The 14,983-nt window shown below is 62.2% G+C and carries 15 protein-coding genes and 1 pseudogene; 7 read left to right on the forward strand and 9 right to left on the reverse strand.

The genetic code is table 11. The annotated features are described in order from the left end of the window. Nucleotides 1–30: 30 nt before the first annotated feature. Entirely contained in the window at nucleotides 31–648 is a 618-nt protein-coding gene (locus tag CXQ90_RS05255; RefSeq protein ID WP_219816634.1) for a hypothetical protein, read from the forward strand. A 14-nt stretch (nucleotides 649–662) separates the two neighbouring features. Here CXQ90_RS05255 and CXQ90_RS05260 read toward each other — a convergent pair whose 3' ends face one another. Beyond that, nucleotides 663–1,064 (reverse strand): VOC family protein, encoded by a 402-nt coding sequence (locus CXQ90_RS05260; RefSeq protein WP_104137528.1) that lies wholly within the window; start codon nucleotides 1,062–1,064, stop codon nucleotides 663–665. 703 nt (nucleotides 1,065–1,767) lie between these two features. Further along, nucleotides 1,768–2,283, reverse strand: coding sequence for a hypothetical protein (locus CXQ90_RS05265; protein ID WP_104137529.1), 516 nt, complete (start codon nucleotides 2,281–2,283; stop codon nucleotides 1,768–1,770). 126 nt (nucleotides 2,284–2,409) lie between these two features. Between CXQ90_RS05265 and CXQ90_RS23190 the strand changes: the two genes are divergently transcribed. The 6 genes from CXQ90_RS23190 (at nucleotide 2,410) to ppgK (ending at nucleotide 8,586) form a co-directional block, all read left to right on the forward strand. Next, nucleotides 2,410–2,625: a DUF2750 domain-containing protein gene (locus CXQ90_RS23190; protein WP_104137531.1), complete on the forward strand. Its 216-nt coding sequence runs from the start codon at nucleotides 2,410–2,412 to the stop codon at nucleotides 2,623–2,625. A gap of 281 nt (nucleotides 2,626–2,906) precedes the next feature. Then, nucleotides 2,907–4,244 (forward strand): hypothetical protein, encoded by a 1,338-nt coding sequence (locus tag CXQ90_RS22610; protein ID WP_219816635.1) that lies wholly within the window; start codon nucleotides 2,907–2,909, stop codon nucleotides 4,242–4,244. 428 nt (nucleotides 4,245–4,672) lie between these two features. After that, nucleotides 4,673–5,002, forward strand: a complete 330-nt coding sequence (locus CXQ90_RS05280) for a hypothetical protein (protein ID WP_104137534.1) — start codon at nucleotides 4,673–4,675, stop codon at nucleotides 5,000–5,002. A gap of 237 nt (nucleotides 5,003–5,239) precedes the next feature. After that, entirely contained in the window at nucleotides 5,240–5,467 is a 228-nt protein-coding gene (locus CXQ90_RS05285; RefSeq protein ID WP_104137535.1) for a hypothetical protein, read from the forward strand. A 462-nt stretch (nucleotides 5,468–5,929) separates the two neighbouring features. Beyond that, the gene (locus CXQ90_RS05295; RefSeq protein WP_104137537.1) at nucleotides 5,930–7,648 is read left to right on the forward strand and encodes a glycoside hydrolase family 13 protein; all 1,719 of its coding nucleotides are present in this window, start codon (nucleotides 5,930–5,932) and stop codon (nucleotides 7,646–7,648) included. A gap of 140 nt (nucleotides 7,649–7,788) precedes the next feature. Then, the gene (ppgK, locus tag CXQ90_RS05300) at nucleotides 7,789–8,586 is read left to right on the forward strand and encodes a polyphosphate--glucose phosphotransferase (RefSeq protein ID WP_104137539.1); all 798 of its coding nucleotides are present in this window, start codon (nucleotides 7,789–7,791) and stop codon (nucleotides 8,584–8,586) included. 557 nt (nucleotides 8,587–9,143) lie between these two features. On the opposite strand, the gene CXQ90_RS05305 is transcribed toward ppgK, so the two are convergent. From CXQ90_RS05305 to CXQ90_RS05335, 7 genes and pseudogenes are all read right to left on the reverse strand, one after another. Then, the gene (locus CXQ90_RS05305; protein ID WP_258064369.1) at nucleotides 9,144–10,145 is read right to left on the reverse strand and encodes a shikimate dehydrogenase; all 1,002 of its coding nucleotides are present in this window, start codon (nucleotides 10,143–10,145) and stop codon (nucleotides 9,144–9,146) included. A 20-nt stretch (nucleotides 10,146–10,165) separates the two neighbouring features. Beyond that, nucleotides 10,166–10,315: pseudogene (locus CXQ90_RS05310) on the reverse strand (SDR family NAD(P)-dependent oxidoreductase); the annotation flags it as partial. A 159-nt stretch (nucleotides 10,316–10,474) separates the two neighbouring features. Then, nucleotides 10,475–11,473, reverse strand: coding sequence for a Gfo/Idh/MocA family protein (locus tag CXQ90_RS05315; RefSeq protein WP_104137540.1), 999 nt, complete (start codon nucleotides 11,471–11,473; stop codon nucleotides 10,475–10,477). Next, complete coding sequence (locus tag CXQ90_RS05320; RefSeq protein ID WP_104137542.1) at nucleotides 11,470–12,372, reverse strand: sugar phosphate isomerase/epimerase; 903 nt, start codon at nucleotides 12,370–12,372, stop codon at nucleotides 11,470–11,472. The genes CXQ90_RS05315 and CXQ90_RS05320 overlap by 4 nt, the downstream gene beginning before the upstream one ends. Beyond that, complete coding sequence (locus tag CXQ90_RS05325; RefSeq protein ID WP_181038430.1) at nucleotides 12,369–12,956, reverse strand: VOC family protein; 588 nt, start codon at nucleotides 12,954–12,956, stop codon at nucleotides 12,369–12,371. The genes CXQ90_RS05320 and CXQ90_RS05325 overlap by 4 nt, the downstream gene beginning before the upstream one ends. Beyond that, on the reverse strand, nucleotides 12,953–13,948 hold the full coding sequence (locus tag CXQ90_RS05330; RefSeq protein WP_104137543.1) for a LacI family DNA-binding transcriptional regulator: 996 nt from the start codon (nucleotides 13,946–13,948) through the stop codon (nucleotides 12,953–12,955). Before CXQ90_RS05330 ends, CXQ90_RS05325 begins: the two co-directional genes overlap by 4 nt. Continuing rightward, nucleotides 13,941–14,921 carry a Gfo/Idh/MocA family protein gene (locus CXQ90_RS05335; protein WP_104137545.1) on the reverse strand — a complete coding sequence of 327 codons (981 nt, stop codon included), beginning with the start codon at nucleotides 14,919–14,921 and terminating at the stop codon, nucleotides 13,941–13,943. Before CXQ90_RS05335 ends, CXQ90_RS05330 begins: the two co-directional genes overlap by 8 nt. Nucleotides 14,922–14,983: the final 62 nt, after the last annotated feature.

Genomic DNA, 14,983 nt, shown 5'->3' on the forward strand with positions numbered 1-14,983 from the left:
CTCATCTACCTTTTAGATCTGGTGGGAAAAATGAGTATTTCTCGGATTGTCGCCGGAACTTTCCTCATGACTTTACTGCTCACCGGGTGCTCCGGCCCGCAGCCCCAAGCAACGCCCACAGTCTCCGTTGCACCCGCATCGGCGCCTCGCGCAGCAGCTGCCCCGGCCCCTGCCAGCACCGAGAACGGCCGCGGACAGCTGGTCACGAAGATCGGCGAAGCGGTCACACTGTATACCAACGGATATGACGCCCCTTCTACCCTGACCTTCGAGGTGACGTCCATCGAACCAGTCGAATGTGATGCACCCCATGCAACTCCGCCAAACGGCACTTTCATCGCGGTTTCACTTGAAATCGCTACTTCCCCAACGTTTTCAGGACCGCCGCAAGCGAAGGGCCAGCTAGGGAAGATCAGTTTCCGCCCGTACTACTGGAAGGGCTATGCCTCCGACGGCACCCCGATGGACACCGTGGAGTCCTCCGTCCAGAACGACTGCCTTGCCGACTCAGCGCCTTTGCCCGATTACTTCGGCAAAGATGAAGAGTGGAACGGCCAGGTCATCCTTGATGTGACCACACCGACCGGTGAAGTCGCCTTCGATCCGTACGGCGGCGGAGGCTGGGTCTGGGAGTACCCATCGGATTGAGGTGGGAGCCGGGGCTATGGCTGGGGTTCGTAGCCTATTAGCCAGTGGAGGCCGTGGCGGTCTATGACTTGCCCGTCGCTTGCGCCCCATGGTTTGGGGGCCAGCGGGTCCACTATTGTGCCGCCGTCGGAGAGTTTGTCGAACCACTCGTGAAGTACTGCGGGGTCCGCTGTACCCAGCAACGAGAGCATGATGCCTTCAAATCGGAGGCTTCTTTCACCCTCTGCCGCATCTGAGCCGGACAGGGCCACAACTCCATGGAGAACCCCGTGCGCAATGGCGTCGGCAGGGCCGTCGTTGCGGCCAAAGTCCTCGTACGAATGCAGGGACAGCTCGCCGCCAAAGACTTCGGCATAGAAGGTGAGAGCCTCACGTGCCGTCCCGGGAAAACTGACATATATCTGCGGCTCCGTCATGGGCCGATACTACAAGCCCGATCACTCAGCCCCCGCCTGACACGTCGCTAAGCCGCTGTTGCGTACCCCCGCTCGTCGGCGCGAGCAGCGTCAGATGTATGGTTCTCTCGCCCCGTAAGGGCCTGGACCGAAGCACCGATAAGGGATCTTATGTAAAGCTGAACAGTGATTATTACATCCGATGCACGATCACTCCTCCTGCGCCCATTGTCACCCTGTATCGCGTCACTTGAAGCAGGAAAACCCCGTGACCTGCGTAATCGCCGAGCGAATGGTCGGCCTGGGCTACTCTTAAAATCCACCATGCGGCCCTCAAAAGTCTTAAAATCCACCATGCGGCCCTCAAAAGCTGGAGTGCATCGAGCTGGAATGGCCCTTTGATCCGCGGCTTTGCGCACATTCTGCATTAATTGCATGATTCTTGCATCCAATGCAAGGCAGGGCGGCATGCAGGCGCTCTAGGAGGTTGCCTGATCTCAGCCACGAGTAAACTGCATCCGGGGCATGACGTGTGGCGCGACGTTCTCAAGGCGTACCTGGGGCGGCGGTCCAGCACCCGCACACAGATCTAGTTTCGACGTGAAGTGCCCTAAATGCGACTATTCCGCCCCCGTTCTCTTCTCGAGGGTGGGGGCGGAATTTCGCGTTAACCCAAAGCGTGGGAGGCGGGGGCACATCGCAGGGCCCCAGCGACGCGCAGACTTCAAGTCCTGTCCCGCACCTCGAAATCGCCGGTGACCGGCCCTACGCCGGGAACCGGTTGGCAGAAACCTGCAGCGACCGCCGCCTCCGGAGTCAGGTTAGAGAATACGAAGCTGAACGCGTCCGGCGGAGCGTCCTTGCCCTTTCCATTGTCGATAATCCGCACGACGAGAACCTGACCAATGGAAGCGGGTGTACCTTCAGTCACCATGCCGACCACGGTGCCAAGGTCACCTTCCGCATTGACGCAGAACGGATCGGCCTTATATGTCGCATCGGGACCGACGCTTTGTTCGACAGTAAACGTCAGCTTCCCCCTCGCATCAGTTCCGGCTCCGGGTGTAGGGTCTGTCGCGTTCACGTCGACAGTAACGTCTGTGAATTGATCCCCATTTTGGACGCGGTGGGTGCCCTTCCCCAGAACCTGATCGGGCGCAGCGGCATTGGCCGGTCCGCTGACGGTCGCGGTCGCAATCAGCGCGAGCATTGTGGGCAGCAGTAAGCGACGCATCGACATCGGTCTTCTCCTTGTGCTCAGGGCGCAGAAGCGCCTCCGGTTTCCTGTACACCCGAGACCATTGCGGCAGGCTAGCAGGGCTGGATTCGACAGTCTAGACATTGGAGAAAAATCTGGTGGCCCGCCATGGAGCGACTAGCTTTGGCTTCGGTTCATGACTACCGCGACTTCGACGTAGTTTCGCTGCCGCTACAGCAATGGAGGTCGAGCTGGCTACCTGGCCTCAAGGGCGATGGCACTTTGGTTCGACTGAATTGGTCTGGCGCCCGTGCCACCGGGTTCTACGTATCCCCTGACGCCGTCCTGGAAGCTCTTGCTTCTCTGGAGAGAGCTGAGGACTGAGATGAGATTGGTTCGAAAACGAATAATCACCATTACCAGCAGTCATTTTGATAGGACGAACCTCGTTCGTGTCCAGTTTATCTCTTTCCGTTCCGGCCGCTTAGTTCTGTGCGGCGTGCGCTCCTCCGCCACGGTGGCCCGGGGACTCGCAGAGCTCGCGACGGCGATCGCGGAGGAGCAGCTAGAGCAACTTCACGTGGAGCGCAATCGAACGAGCAATACTCAGTTGGACTCGCCCGTCCCTTGTGTCAAGCTTAAGACGCCTAATGCGGGAGCTAGCCATGGGAAACATCCATCAGAAGGCCGATGCCGGTTCGGAGACCGTTCGCACGTCGCGGTGTGGCAGGGCCGAGAGCGCGCCCGGACGAGAAGTCGCCACTGGGATTGTGCTGGCGTTGCAGCGTGCTGCAGGTAACCGAGCTGTCAGCGGGCTGATCGGTTCGGCACGTCTTCAGCGTCAGCCAAGTGGACCTGCAGCGAACATCCCGGCAGATCGTGGTGATCTGGAACGCGGGTTCTTCTCCGTCACCAAGAAAGTGACCTACGGCGTGCGAGTAGCGGGACCCCAACGGCCCGATGGCCTGTGGTTCGATCATCTCTTTGAGTCGCGAGCAGAAGCGGAGGCCTACGCGAAGTCAGTTGCTGCCAAGGGAGAATGGGCAATTCGCGATGTCGGGGCGCTTCCTCGCGCCTGGCCCGCCAAGACGCACAGAGGCGCACCCGTACCCGGAAACCCGGTCGTCAACGTCTATGTCTTCGAAGTGCCGGCCGGCACGTCAACCATCTCAGGCGCCGTACGTGCCCAGCCCGAAAGCAGCGCTGCCCCGGGACTGCCGAAGTCCTACCCGGGAGGTGGACCGCAGACGGTGATCGCCGGGGGAACCAAGTCAACAGTCGTCAGCGTATTCCGCATCGGCGGGGTTGTGACGCCTCCCAGTCACCAGCTTCCGCCCGCTGCAGTAACGAGTGGGGTTTCGGGGGCGGTTGTCAGCGCTGAATCGAGAAGCCTGCTACCAGCCACTCTCAGTAGCGTGTTCCGCGAAGCCGTCGCAAGCGGACTACTCAGGCGCATGGCGCGAAACCTCGTACAGGGCCTGATCATTGGCGCACTGATGGGGCTCATCACTGCGTGGGCACATCGCGGCATCCTCGATCAGCGCCTGGCCAAGTTGGAAGCCGTCATCCGCGACCGGCTGGCGGAGGAACTCCCGTCGGGGATGGAGAAGGCGCTGCGCCACCCGACTGAGACAATCTTCGTCTGCATAGTCATCCGAGTCTCCCACCCGAGCGGGATCTCCCTCGATCTTGGCAGCCGCGGCGAAGGTCCACCCGATGCCCGTCCCGAGCACGTGCGGGTGTTCTTCGACATCGAGCCGCACGACGGCGAACTCGCCCAGGGCAACAGCGGGGATTGGGTGCACTTCGAGACCTGGACGGAGTACGGCAAGTCTGTTCCGCTGGACGCTCTGCTTGAACAGGTGTCTCCGGAGTTGCGGCAAAGCTTCACCGTCGAGAAACAGCGGGCGCGAGAAGCGTTCTACTCCGAGCACCTTGGCCAGCGCCCGCTGTCGAGCGTCTCCTCCAAGCCGAGCGAGGACCCGGTCACGCCTAGTCGGTAGTAGAGCACCCATCTGCCGGTCCGCATCCTGGCCTCTGGATAAAACACGGCATATCCGATGAGGTTGGCCATGACTACCTCGAGTGCGTGACACAAGATGCCTAAGTCTCCCGAACGTACCACCGCCTCAACCGGCGGGACAGGTGGCTGTCGGACTGGTTCCTATCCAGCCACCACCTCTCGGAATCATCGCTGCCTGCGGCCGTTGTCCGCAGGCACGAATAGTTCGGAATCGAATATGCACGCTTACCAGTAGCGGCCGAGAAGGGGTCATCGCTGGGGCTTTCAGCTCTCCAGCCAGACCCTTTTCCAGCCTCGACAGCGGCGAAAATCCAAAGCCAGCCGATGTGTTGCTTGGATCACATTTGGTCTGTGGTTGTCCGGGGCGCCACAGCGTTGTGGCCCCCGACATAGAGCGGAGAAATTTTCGTGACGACAGACAAGCTTCGGCTGCTGGTCCGGGTGGACCTCGACTGCGCAACGGCCCAGGTTGCCGCGCAGGGCCATGTGACGTCCAAAAGCGTCCACGGCCTGTACGACGTCATGAAGCGCGCCAACTCGCTCACCGCGGGCATGACCCTGGAGCTTGATATGACCCGGGCCCGCATCGAGCCCGACGCGCTGGAAGAACTCCAGGCCTGCTCCAAGTCCCACCACCTACCGGCCCGCATCGATCCGTTCCAGTCCGACTACAGGCTCAGTATCCTTGCCCCGGACGACGCGACGCCCCTGACAGCAATGGCTACACAGGCAGCCTGAAACCGAAACCACGTCCCAAAGTGATGGCTCCCCCAAGCCTTCCGGGAACTACACAAGCCCGCTAGTGGAGGATGCGCCATGCTGACGGCATGCTGTCGGATGCAACGCCCTGACGAAGGCGCCTAGCCTTCGCACTCGATGCAGTACGAGTGGCCATTGCTCTCGCGGGCGAGTTGAGACCGGTGCCGGGCAGGGCTATACCGCCCTACTTATCCGACCCAGCGAGGTGAGCAAGTCATGAACATGCAAGATGTGGAACCCATCGATATCAAGGTCCGCGACGGGGCTTCCATGGACCGCTGCATCACTGCGGCGGTGGACCGGATGATCGAGAGCGCCAGGCGGCAACGGACGCACGGCATCTTGGTGACCCGGCTCGGAGACGGACACTTCGTCGTCGGCCTCAGCAATGCAGTCCCTTTTGGCTACACGTATCAACTCGATTCCCGACGCCAAACCGCTTGACTGACTGCAGACACTGTTCCGGCCCTTCCATCCGGTCGGTCCCAAAGATGCCCGGGAGACGCGCCTCACCGTGGACCTGCCAGCCGGGCGGTACGACTATAAGGCCGCGCTCAACGGCAACTGGGATGAAAATTACGGAGCAGACGGGGTACGCAATGGCTCAACCATCGTGCTGGACCACCCAGGCGGTTCCGTTACATTCCGATACGACAATGCCACGCACCTGCTCAGTGCGGTATCCGGAACCAGTAGCCGACGGCCCTAGCCACCGGTAGTCACGGTGAGCTAGGCCCGCTCCTTCAAAACGCACCGTGGGGCCACATCCAGCCGCCGGCCGAAGACGGCATGGGATGGGTTGGAAGCGGCCCCACGGTGTGCCACCTTTCCGGAGTAATACGCAGGGCCGTGAAATAACCAAATCACCAGCAACAACGCACAACAATAAGAAAAAGGATCATACCGTTGTCCACCATCGCCACTCCGGCAAACACCTCAAAATCCGAGCGCATGGCCGACCCCAACTGGTGGCGCCAGGCCTCGGTCTACCAGATCTACCCCCGCAGTTTCTCTGATTCCAACGGTGACGGCATCGGTGACATCAACGGCATCACCGCCAAGGTCCCGTATCTGAAGTCCCTGGGAATCGACGCGGTCTGGCTGAGCCCGTTCTACCCCTCAGCGCTCGCCGACGGCGGCTATGACGTGGACGACTACCGTAACGTTGATCCGCGGCTCGGTACGCTGGAGGACTTCGGCGCCATGGCTTCGGCCCTTCAGGACGCCGGCATCAAGCTGATTGTGGACATCGTGCCCAACCACTCCTCGAACCGCCATGAGTGGTTCCAGGAAGCCCTCGCATCGCCTAAGGGGTCCCCTGCCCGCGACCGCTACATCTTCCGCGACGGACTCGGCGAAAACGGTGAACTGCCGCCGTCGGACTGGGACTCCGTGTTCGGGGGCCCGGCGTGGGAGCGCATCACAGAACCGGACGGAAGCCCAGGGCAGTGGTACATGCACATCTTCGCGAAGGAACAGCCGGACTTTAACTGGGACCACCCCGAGGTCCGTGAAGACTTCCTGACGACCTTGCGCTTCTGGTCCGACCGGGGCGTGGACGGTTTCCGCATCGACGTCGCCCATGCCTTGACTAAGAATCTCGAGGAGTCCCTGCCCACCAAGGCAGACCTCGAAGCCCAGGGCGAGGCGCTTTACCTTGCCGGCTCGCATCCGTACTGGGACCGCGATGAAGTCCACGAGATCTACGCGGAGTGGCGCAAGCTCTTCAACGAATACAACCCGCCGCGCACTGCCGTTGCCGAAGCCTGGGTGCACGCGGACCGCCGCGCCCGCTACGCCAGCCCGGAGGGGCTGGGCCAGGCCTTCAATTTCGACCTGCTGCAGGCAGACTTTGACGGCGCCCAGTTCCGGAAAATCATCACCAAGAACCTCGCCGAGGCTGAGGCCTCCGGCGCTTCCTCCACGTGGGTGTTCTCCAACCATGACGTCGTCCGGCACGCCACCCGCTACGGCCTTCCCGTGTCCGGGCCTTCGGCAGAGGGGGAGATCATGTCCGGCGAGGCCGGCAAGCAGTGGCTGCTCGCAGGCGGCAAGCAGGAGGATGTCGACGTCGAACTGGGCCTGCGCCGCGCCCGCGCCGCCTCGCTGTTGATGTTCGCCCTTCCAGGCTCCGCGTACCTGTACCAGGGTGAGGAACTGGGCCTGCAGGAAGTCGGCAGCGAAATTCCCGACGCAGAGCGCCAGGATCCGGCCTTTTTCCGCAACAAAGGCGTGGAAATTGGCCGCGACGGCTGCCGTGTCCCGTTGCCTTGGACAGCCTCGGGCGACTCGTTCGGTTTCGGGTCGGGCGGCGCCCACCTGCCGCAGCCGGAATGGTTTGCCGGCTACTCAGTGGAGGCCCAGGAAGGGCAGGAGGACTCGACCCTGTCCCTGTACCGCCGGGCGCTGGCCCTGCGGTCACAGCTGCAGACCGCCGAAGCGCTGGAATGGCTGGAGACCGGCCGGACCGACGTGGTGGCCTTCCGGCGCCCCAACGGCTGGACCTCGGTGACGAACTTCGGCGCAGAAACCGTCGAGCTGCCCGCCGGTGAGGTTCTGGTCTCCAGTTCGCCACTCAAGGCAAATTCTCTGCCCGCAGCGACCACTGTCTGGCTCCAGGCGTAGCCGTACCGGGCACTGAAACCAGCCTCCCGGCGCCCAGGCGCCGGGAGGCACCTCCTTGCTATGCCGCCGAACCGAGCAGCACGAAGAAATACCTGAACAACGCCTCGGCCATGCCTCCATAACTATGCAAAGGAAACGTGATGACACGATCCTCAACCGCTATCACCGACGTGCCGTCCGGACTAGGTTTTCGGATAGGAATCGATGTCGGCGGGACGTGGATCAAGGGTGCAATCATCAGCATGAGTAGCGGCACCCCGGTCGGCGGCGTCCGTCAACTCCGGACACCTGCCTCCGGCACGGTCGATGCAGTCGCAGACACCCTGTCCCGGCTCATCGATGAGCTGGGATCCGAAAGCCTTGGGCATACCGACTCTGCTGTCGGGGTCGCTATCCCCTCGGTAGTTCAACACGGAGTGGCCTTGTCGGCAGCAAACATGGACGACAGCTGGATCGGACTGGATGTTCAGGCTTACTTGCGGGAACGTCTTGGTCGACCTGTTTGCGTGGTGAATGACGCGGACGCAGCTGGTATGGCGGAAACCCATTACGGCGTGGGGAAGGACAAACACGGCGTTGTCCTGGTTCTAACATTGGGAACGGGCATCGGATCAGCACTCATAGTTGATGGAAAGCTTGTACCCAATTTCGAGCTGGGCCATTTGGAGATCGACGGCTGCAAAGCAGAATCCCGGGCATCGGCCATCGCCCGCGAAAATGAAGGCCTTAGCTGGATGGAGTACGCCGATCGCCTGCAACAGTACCTGTCACATGTGGAGTTCCTCTTCTCACCTGACCTGATCATCCTCGGTGGGGGAATTTCGGCATGCAGCAACGAATATCTGCCACACCTGTCACTACGTGCCCCGGTTATCCCGGCCAGCTTGGAAAACTCTGCGGGCGTTGTGGGTGCTGCCTTACAAGCAACGACCAGCTAGCCGAATCATTTCAGCAGACCCAGTCGCCGAAGGACGCCAAGGAACTCCACCCCAACGCCTCCAGCACCCCGGCTGCTGCCAGCGTGTTCTCTGACCTTCCCGTCAGCCTGAGCTACACCCAAACCTGACGTCGGAGCGGCCTGACGTGGGAGGACTCGGCCTGTGGGGTGGAGCTCTGGGTTGTTCTCCGACGTCCGACCAGTTACATCAGGTGACATGGGCCGCCCATTGCCCGAAATGGACTTCATAAGATGCGCAACTCCATGGGCTTTCCGTGTTTTCGAACTTCCGGCGACTGTCAGGGTGGATTCTGAGAACATCATGGAGCCACTGTCAGGGAAGCGGAATTTCGCTCTATTCTGATACCAGCGCGTGAGAGCGGCGCGTGCCCTCTCCGAGAAATGCAAATTAGGACGATCGCCGGAACCGAGTAAGCCACCACTATCGGGGTGGCCACCCGAGGCCGGCTTCGAGCGGTCATGCCGCAAAGGATCTTTGTCGGTTGAGGGATGCCTTGGGTCGACTCACAACCACCTCATCGTCACGGAGGCCTTTCTTCATAAGGGCAGTTGCGCTGTTATGCGCAGTTCTTCGGCTGTCGCAGTGCCGAATCCGAAGAACTCGAGGTAAGCGGGGATCATCTCGAACAGCATGTCGCTGCCCACCTGAACTGTGCATCCCTTCTGCTTGGCGGCCTGCAGGAATGGGGTCATTCCGGCCTTCAGCACGACGTCCCCGACATAGGAGCCGGGCGTGATCCGGTCGATGTCGACAGGCATGGGGTCACCGTCCCTCATGCCGAGCGGGGTGGCGTTGACGATCAGGTCGTAGCCCTCGGGATCTTTGGACCCCATGGCGATCTGCACGTCAGGGTAGTGCGCGCTGATGCGCTGGGCGAGCGCGTCGGAGGCACCTGTATCGGGGTCGAACAAGCCGATGCCGGCAAGTCCGAGGCCGGCCAGTGAGGCGGCGATCGGCGAGCCCACGCCGCCGTTGCCGACGACCAGGGCCCGCTTGCCGTGAGGGTCGAATCCTTTGCGCAGGGCGCCGCGGACGAAGCCTGCTCCGTCGAACTGCTCGGCCAACAGTGATCCGTCATCTCGCCTGAGGACGGCATTGGTGGCACCGGCGATCTGGGCAGTTGGGCTGACCTCGTCGACGAGGTTCATGGTGACCACCTTGTGCGGCATGGTGACAAGCGCACCTCGGATGTTGGTTAGCGTGAAGACGGAGCGGAAGAAGTCGGGGTAGTCCTCCGGTTTGATCCCCATGGGGACGACGACTGCATCGATCGCGTGCGTTTCAAACCATGGGTTGCAGATCAGAGACGACTTGAACGTGTGCGTGGGATATCCCAGGTGCGCGATGAGCGTCGTCGTTCCGCTGATCATCGGGTTCGCCCGTTTGCGCGGTGCACCCAGCTCCGTCACTGGAACATCTGTCCAGGAGCAGAGTTGGTCGCCGTGCTCAGCCCAGTACTCGTCCCACTGTGCGAGCTTGGCAGGGTCGCGCTCGAGGCCTCGCTTGCGCAGCCTGTCCTGCAAGATATCGGGAGCCACGCGGACCTGGACGACTTCGATGACAAGAAGCCGGCCAGTTCCTGGCCCTCCTTTGGGCCATGGTCGGTACCTATGACGAGGGCCCCTTCGGCTGTGAGTGCGCTGACGACTGCATCGCCGATTCCGCCGCTTGATCCGGTCACCAGAACGACTTGGTCTGCTCGTTTCATCTTTCTAGGTCCTTACTTGAGGTGTTTCCCAAAGGGTGTGCCATGGCTCCGGGCGCGGCTGCTTCAGTGGGCGTCGCTCCGTGCCCGACCTTCTGCCGCACTGTTGAAGCCTGTTGTCTGCAATCCCCTGGCTCAGGGTGGCGCACGTGCCGGTGCTGACTAGCTGTTGTTCGCGCTGGTGGCGTGGCTTGCCCATTGCCGGCCTTCTTGTTCTTCTGTGGGCAGTCCGGAGGCGGCGAGGATCCGGTCGAGCAGCCGCTGTGTATGGACGGCGTCGCGGCCGGAGGTCAGTGGCTGGGCCCTGTCGGCGACCCGGTCCAGGAAATGGTGGACTGCTGCTGAGAAGCCGAGCGTATCGGTCGCTGTGGCCCAGCCGTAGGCCTCGGCGCTGAGCTCCCGTGAGGTGGTGACTCCCTGGACAGTGGTCGAGACCGTTTCCGGTGCCCTGACTTCCACGGTCTTGCCGGCGCCGTAGGCGTCGAGCTTTTCACTCCAGGCACCTGCTGTCCGGGCTGCCATGAGCACTCCGGTGTTGCCTGTGCTGAAGCGGATCATGGCTGCTACGCCGTCTTCCTCCCAGGGGTCATCACCGGCTGCGTGTGCGGCCACGTCCACGGGCTCGCCGCCGCAGTACCAGCGGAGCAGGTCGACCATGTGAATGGCGTTCTCGAACGTTGCGCGGTATTCCGATCCCGGGCGGTTCTTTTGCGCGACGCAGAAGGTAGCGCCTTTCGCGCCAAACAGCTCACGGCCGGCGGTGTAGACGGGGGCATAGCGGCGGTTGAAGTCGACCATCAGGATGCGGCCGCGCTCATCGGCCAAGTCCGCGAGGCGTTCTGCCTCCTCAGTGGCCGGGGCCAGGGGCTTTTCGCAGAAGACGTCGACGTCGCGGTTCAGGCACAGTTGGACCGCGTGGGCGTGTTCGGACCGGGGTGTGAGGACGAAGACGGCATCCAGATCCTGTGAGTCCAGCATCTCCTCGACGGACTTGTATGCGGTGCCGAAGCCCCAGCGCCTCACCAGGTTGCCCGGGTCCTCACGGCGGGACACCAGGGCGGCCAGCTCAACGTCATCGCGTTGGACGAGTGTGGGCAATTGGGCAATGGTGGCGATGTTTCCGGCGCCGATGACGCCGACGCGGAGGCGGTTGGTGTTCATCGGGCGTTCCTTACGTGAGCGGGATCAGAGAGCATGGCGCGCAGGACATCGACTGATTCCCTGAACCCGTCCTCGGGATTGGGAAGGTCTTGCCGGTGCCAGCGGTATTCAAGTTCGATGCTGAGCACGTCGTCGTAGCCGTGCTGCACCAGCCCGGAGAGAATTTGGGGCCAGGGAACGACGCCGCTTCCTACAACGCGGGACCGTACGGCCCGCTCGGAAGCGTTGACGCGCGCTGTTTCCGTTGCGCGGAAGGCGGCGTTGGGATCGGTGAAGACAAGGTCTTTCACGTGCACGTGGCCGATCAGGTCACCTTGGACGGCGAGGGCCTGTTCGAACTTTTCGTCGTGGGTGAATGTCAGGTTCGCCTGATCGTAGAGAACGCGGATGGCCGGGTGGGCGATTTCGCGGACCAGGGCTGCGGTTTCGGCTGCGGACTGGGTCATTGTGCCGAAGTGGTTCTCAACGCACAGCCGTACGCCTGCTTGTTCAGCTTCGGGTGCAAGGGTTTGCAGCGCATCCACGAGTTTTGCCCATCGGCGTGCGTGGTCGGAGTCTCCGGCATGCCAGGATCCGGCGTAGACGCGGACCCGGTCGGCCCCGACCATGTGCGCGGTTTCAATGGCGCCGCGGAATTCATCGACCGCGCCGCGCCACTCTGCGTCATCGAGTGCGTTGATGGCTGTGGTGTAGGGCGTAAGGCCTACGATCGGGATGCCTTCGCTGTCGGAAGCCTTCAACGCCTCCATCGCGGCGTGCCGGTCTCCCAGAGGCAGCCCTGAGAGGTAGTCGTCCTGGTAGATAACTTCCGCGGCGTCGAGGCCGGCGGCTTTGAAGAGCGCTAGTGCCTGGGGAACCGTGTGGTCCGGGGTTCCGAGTGTGTGACCTGCAAGCCTCATGGTTGATTGTCCTTACTGAAAGTGTCGTGTGTGGCTGTCCAGTCCGCTGGACCGACGAGCCTGGGTGGAGATGCGACGCGGGACCTGTCGACGATTTCCATCAGCAGCCCCCAGGGGGTTGTGAAGTATGTCCAGCGGTTGCCCGCCACGCGCGGACTGTCGCCTGAGACTTCTTTGCGCTCACCGAGCACCCGTACCCCAGGCGTTTCAAGGAGCACGGCGATCGCTTCATCGACGTCGTCCACGACGAAGCACAGGTGGTGTCCGCCGGCATCGCAATGCCGTGGCGGGGTTTCGCGCCGCTCAGCGCTGCTCCACTCGAAGAGTTCAATATTGAGGTTCGGGGGCAGGCGCAGCATGGCGAGCGTGAGTTTCGCATCTGCCGGGACGTCGAAGTTTGTGGGCATGAATTCTTCGTCGGGACCCCGCTCTGAGCGGTACAGTTCCTCGGCCCCGAGCACGTCGACGAAGAACCGGATGCCTTCCTCGAGGTTGGGGACGGTCAGGCCGACGTGGTCGGTGTGCTGGAGCCCCGGCAGCCGCCGCAGTGTTTCTGCCGGGGCGCCGTTAATCTGCGCGGTCATGTGCGTGGTCCTGAGGTGGAGCTGCGGACCAGAAGTTCAGGTTCGAGGACGATGTGGTCCACGGAGCCGTCGATGTTCTGCTTCTCGGCCAGTTCGATGGCGATGTGTCCCATGTCGGCGATGGGTTGCCGGATGGTCGTGAGGGGAGGATTGAACCGGGCCCCCAAAGCCAGACCGTCGAAACCGATGACCGACACGTCCTCCGGTACGCGCACGCCGCTTCGGCCGAGGGCCGAGATGACGGCAAATGCCACCATGTCATTTGCCGCGATGATGGCGGTCGGCGGATTCTCCATCTCGAGGAAATGTTCGGCCCCTCGCGTGCCGGCATCCAGATCTGACCCGCTGTCCAGCACCACAGGTGCGCTGCCGCTCTCAGCGGACAGCTCCAGATACGCGTCCATCCGGTCCTGGGCGGTGTGCGTTCCGGCGATGCCGGAAACGTAGCCGATCGACGTGTGCCCCAGAGAATGCAGGTGGTCCAGCGCCAGCATGATTCCGCGGCGGCTGTCGACGGTGACAGTTGGGACCGCATCGTCGCCTTCCACCCGGTCGATCACCACCACCTTGTGGCCAAAAGCGAAGCGTTTCAGCGCCTCGGTATCGACCTTCGTGGAAGGCGCGACGATCCCAAAGGGGGCATACATGGCCTGCATGGCGGTGAAGTACCCGTCGGTCTTGGCAGGGTCACCATTGGTGACGCACAGCAGCAGCTGGTAGCCGCGCTCGTCCGCCGCCTGCGTCATCGTCTTGGCAAGTTCTGCAAAGAAGGGGTTGGTGATGTCAGGGACGATCAGCGGGATGAAGGTGCTGGTCTTTCTGCGAAGCGCCTGGGCGAGTGGACTCATCGTGTAGCCCAGCCCCTCGGCGACCCGGAGGATGTGCTCGCGGGTTTCACTTTTCACCGCTTCCGGGCGGGAGAATGCCCGGGAGACCGTGGACCGGTGGACACCGGCGGCCTTTGCAACGACGTCGATACTCAGATCAGGCATGTTCTCTTCCTCCGTGCTGGTCGTCATAGGCCTGCCAAATGGGGCGCATGACGTCTTCGAGCTGGGCCAGTGTAGGCAAGCCCTGGAATCCATCTTCCAGCGTCTGGGCGACGCGCCGCACGAACGGATCGTAGAGAGGGTCGCTGTCCACGTCGATCCTGGCGCTCTCCGTGGTCCCATCGGCTGCGGTGAAAGTAGCAGAACCATCCGAGTTAACCGAGGCGTATCCTGCCTCACCAACAGACGTGTAGCTGCAGTAACGCTTCAACGGCGAACCCGGGAATGCGTAGCCAACCTCCACGATGGCTTCCCGTCCCTCCGGCGTAGTGAGGATGAGACAGGCGTGGTCCTCCACATCTCCCCCGTGCAACGTTGACGAAAGCCGGGACTGCACACGAACCGAGGTCTCGTCACAGCCCTGCAGGAACAGGTCCACGAAGTGTGGACCCAGGTTCGCCAGGCACCCTCCGCCCGCCTTGGCCGGGTCCAGCATCCACGCATTGCCGTTATCGAGATAGCGAGAGGGCGGTCCGGCAATAAAAGAGATTCGCTGATACGTTGGCCTGCCAGCCTTGGCGAGCCACCGATCGGCGGGACCGCCCCGCTGGATCAGCGGGACGGTAGCGGCCACACCGGCTGCATCGGCGGCTTTGCGCACCGCAGTAAGTTCGGCAAGGGACGTTCCCAGCGGCTTTTCCACCACAAACGGAATCCCACGCTCGATCAGGGCATGACACTTCTCGGCCATCCCGCTATGGGGGCCAAAAACGTAGGCCAGCCCAATATCGGGAAGGTCAACCAGCTTCCGCCAGTCAGCTTCCACCGGAGCCCCCCAGCCATCGGCAAGCCCCCGGACGAGGGACACGTCCTCGTCGCTGACACCGACGACCTGATGCACTTCGGCAATCGCTTGGACGTACAGCGGAACATGCCAATGGGAAGCACCAAGAATGATCGTGCGTGGTCCACTCATCTGCCAGCCCCTTTGCTAAGTATGAGATCGATTGCTGAGATCGGTTGCAATAACAGTATGGA

The sequence above is a fragment of the Arthrobacter sp. ZGTC131 genome, from assembly GCF_002929275.1.
Lineage (GTDB): Bacteria > Actinomycetota > Actinomycetes > Actinomycetales > Micrococcaceae > Arthrobacter.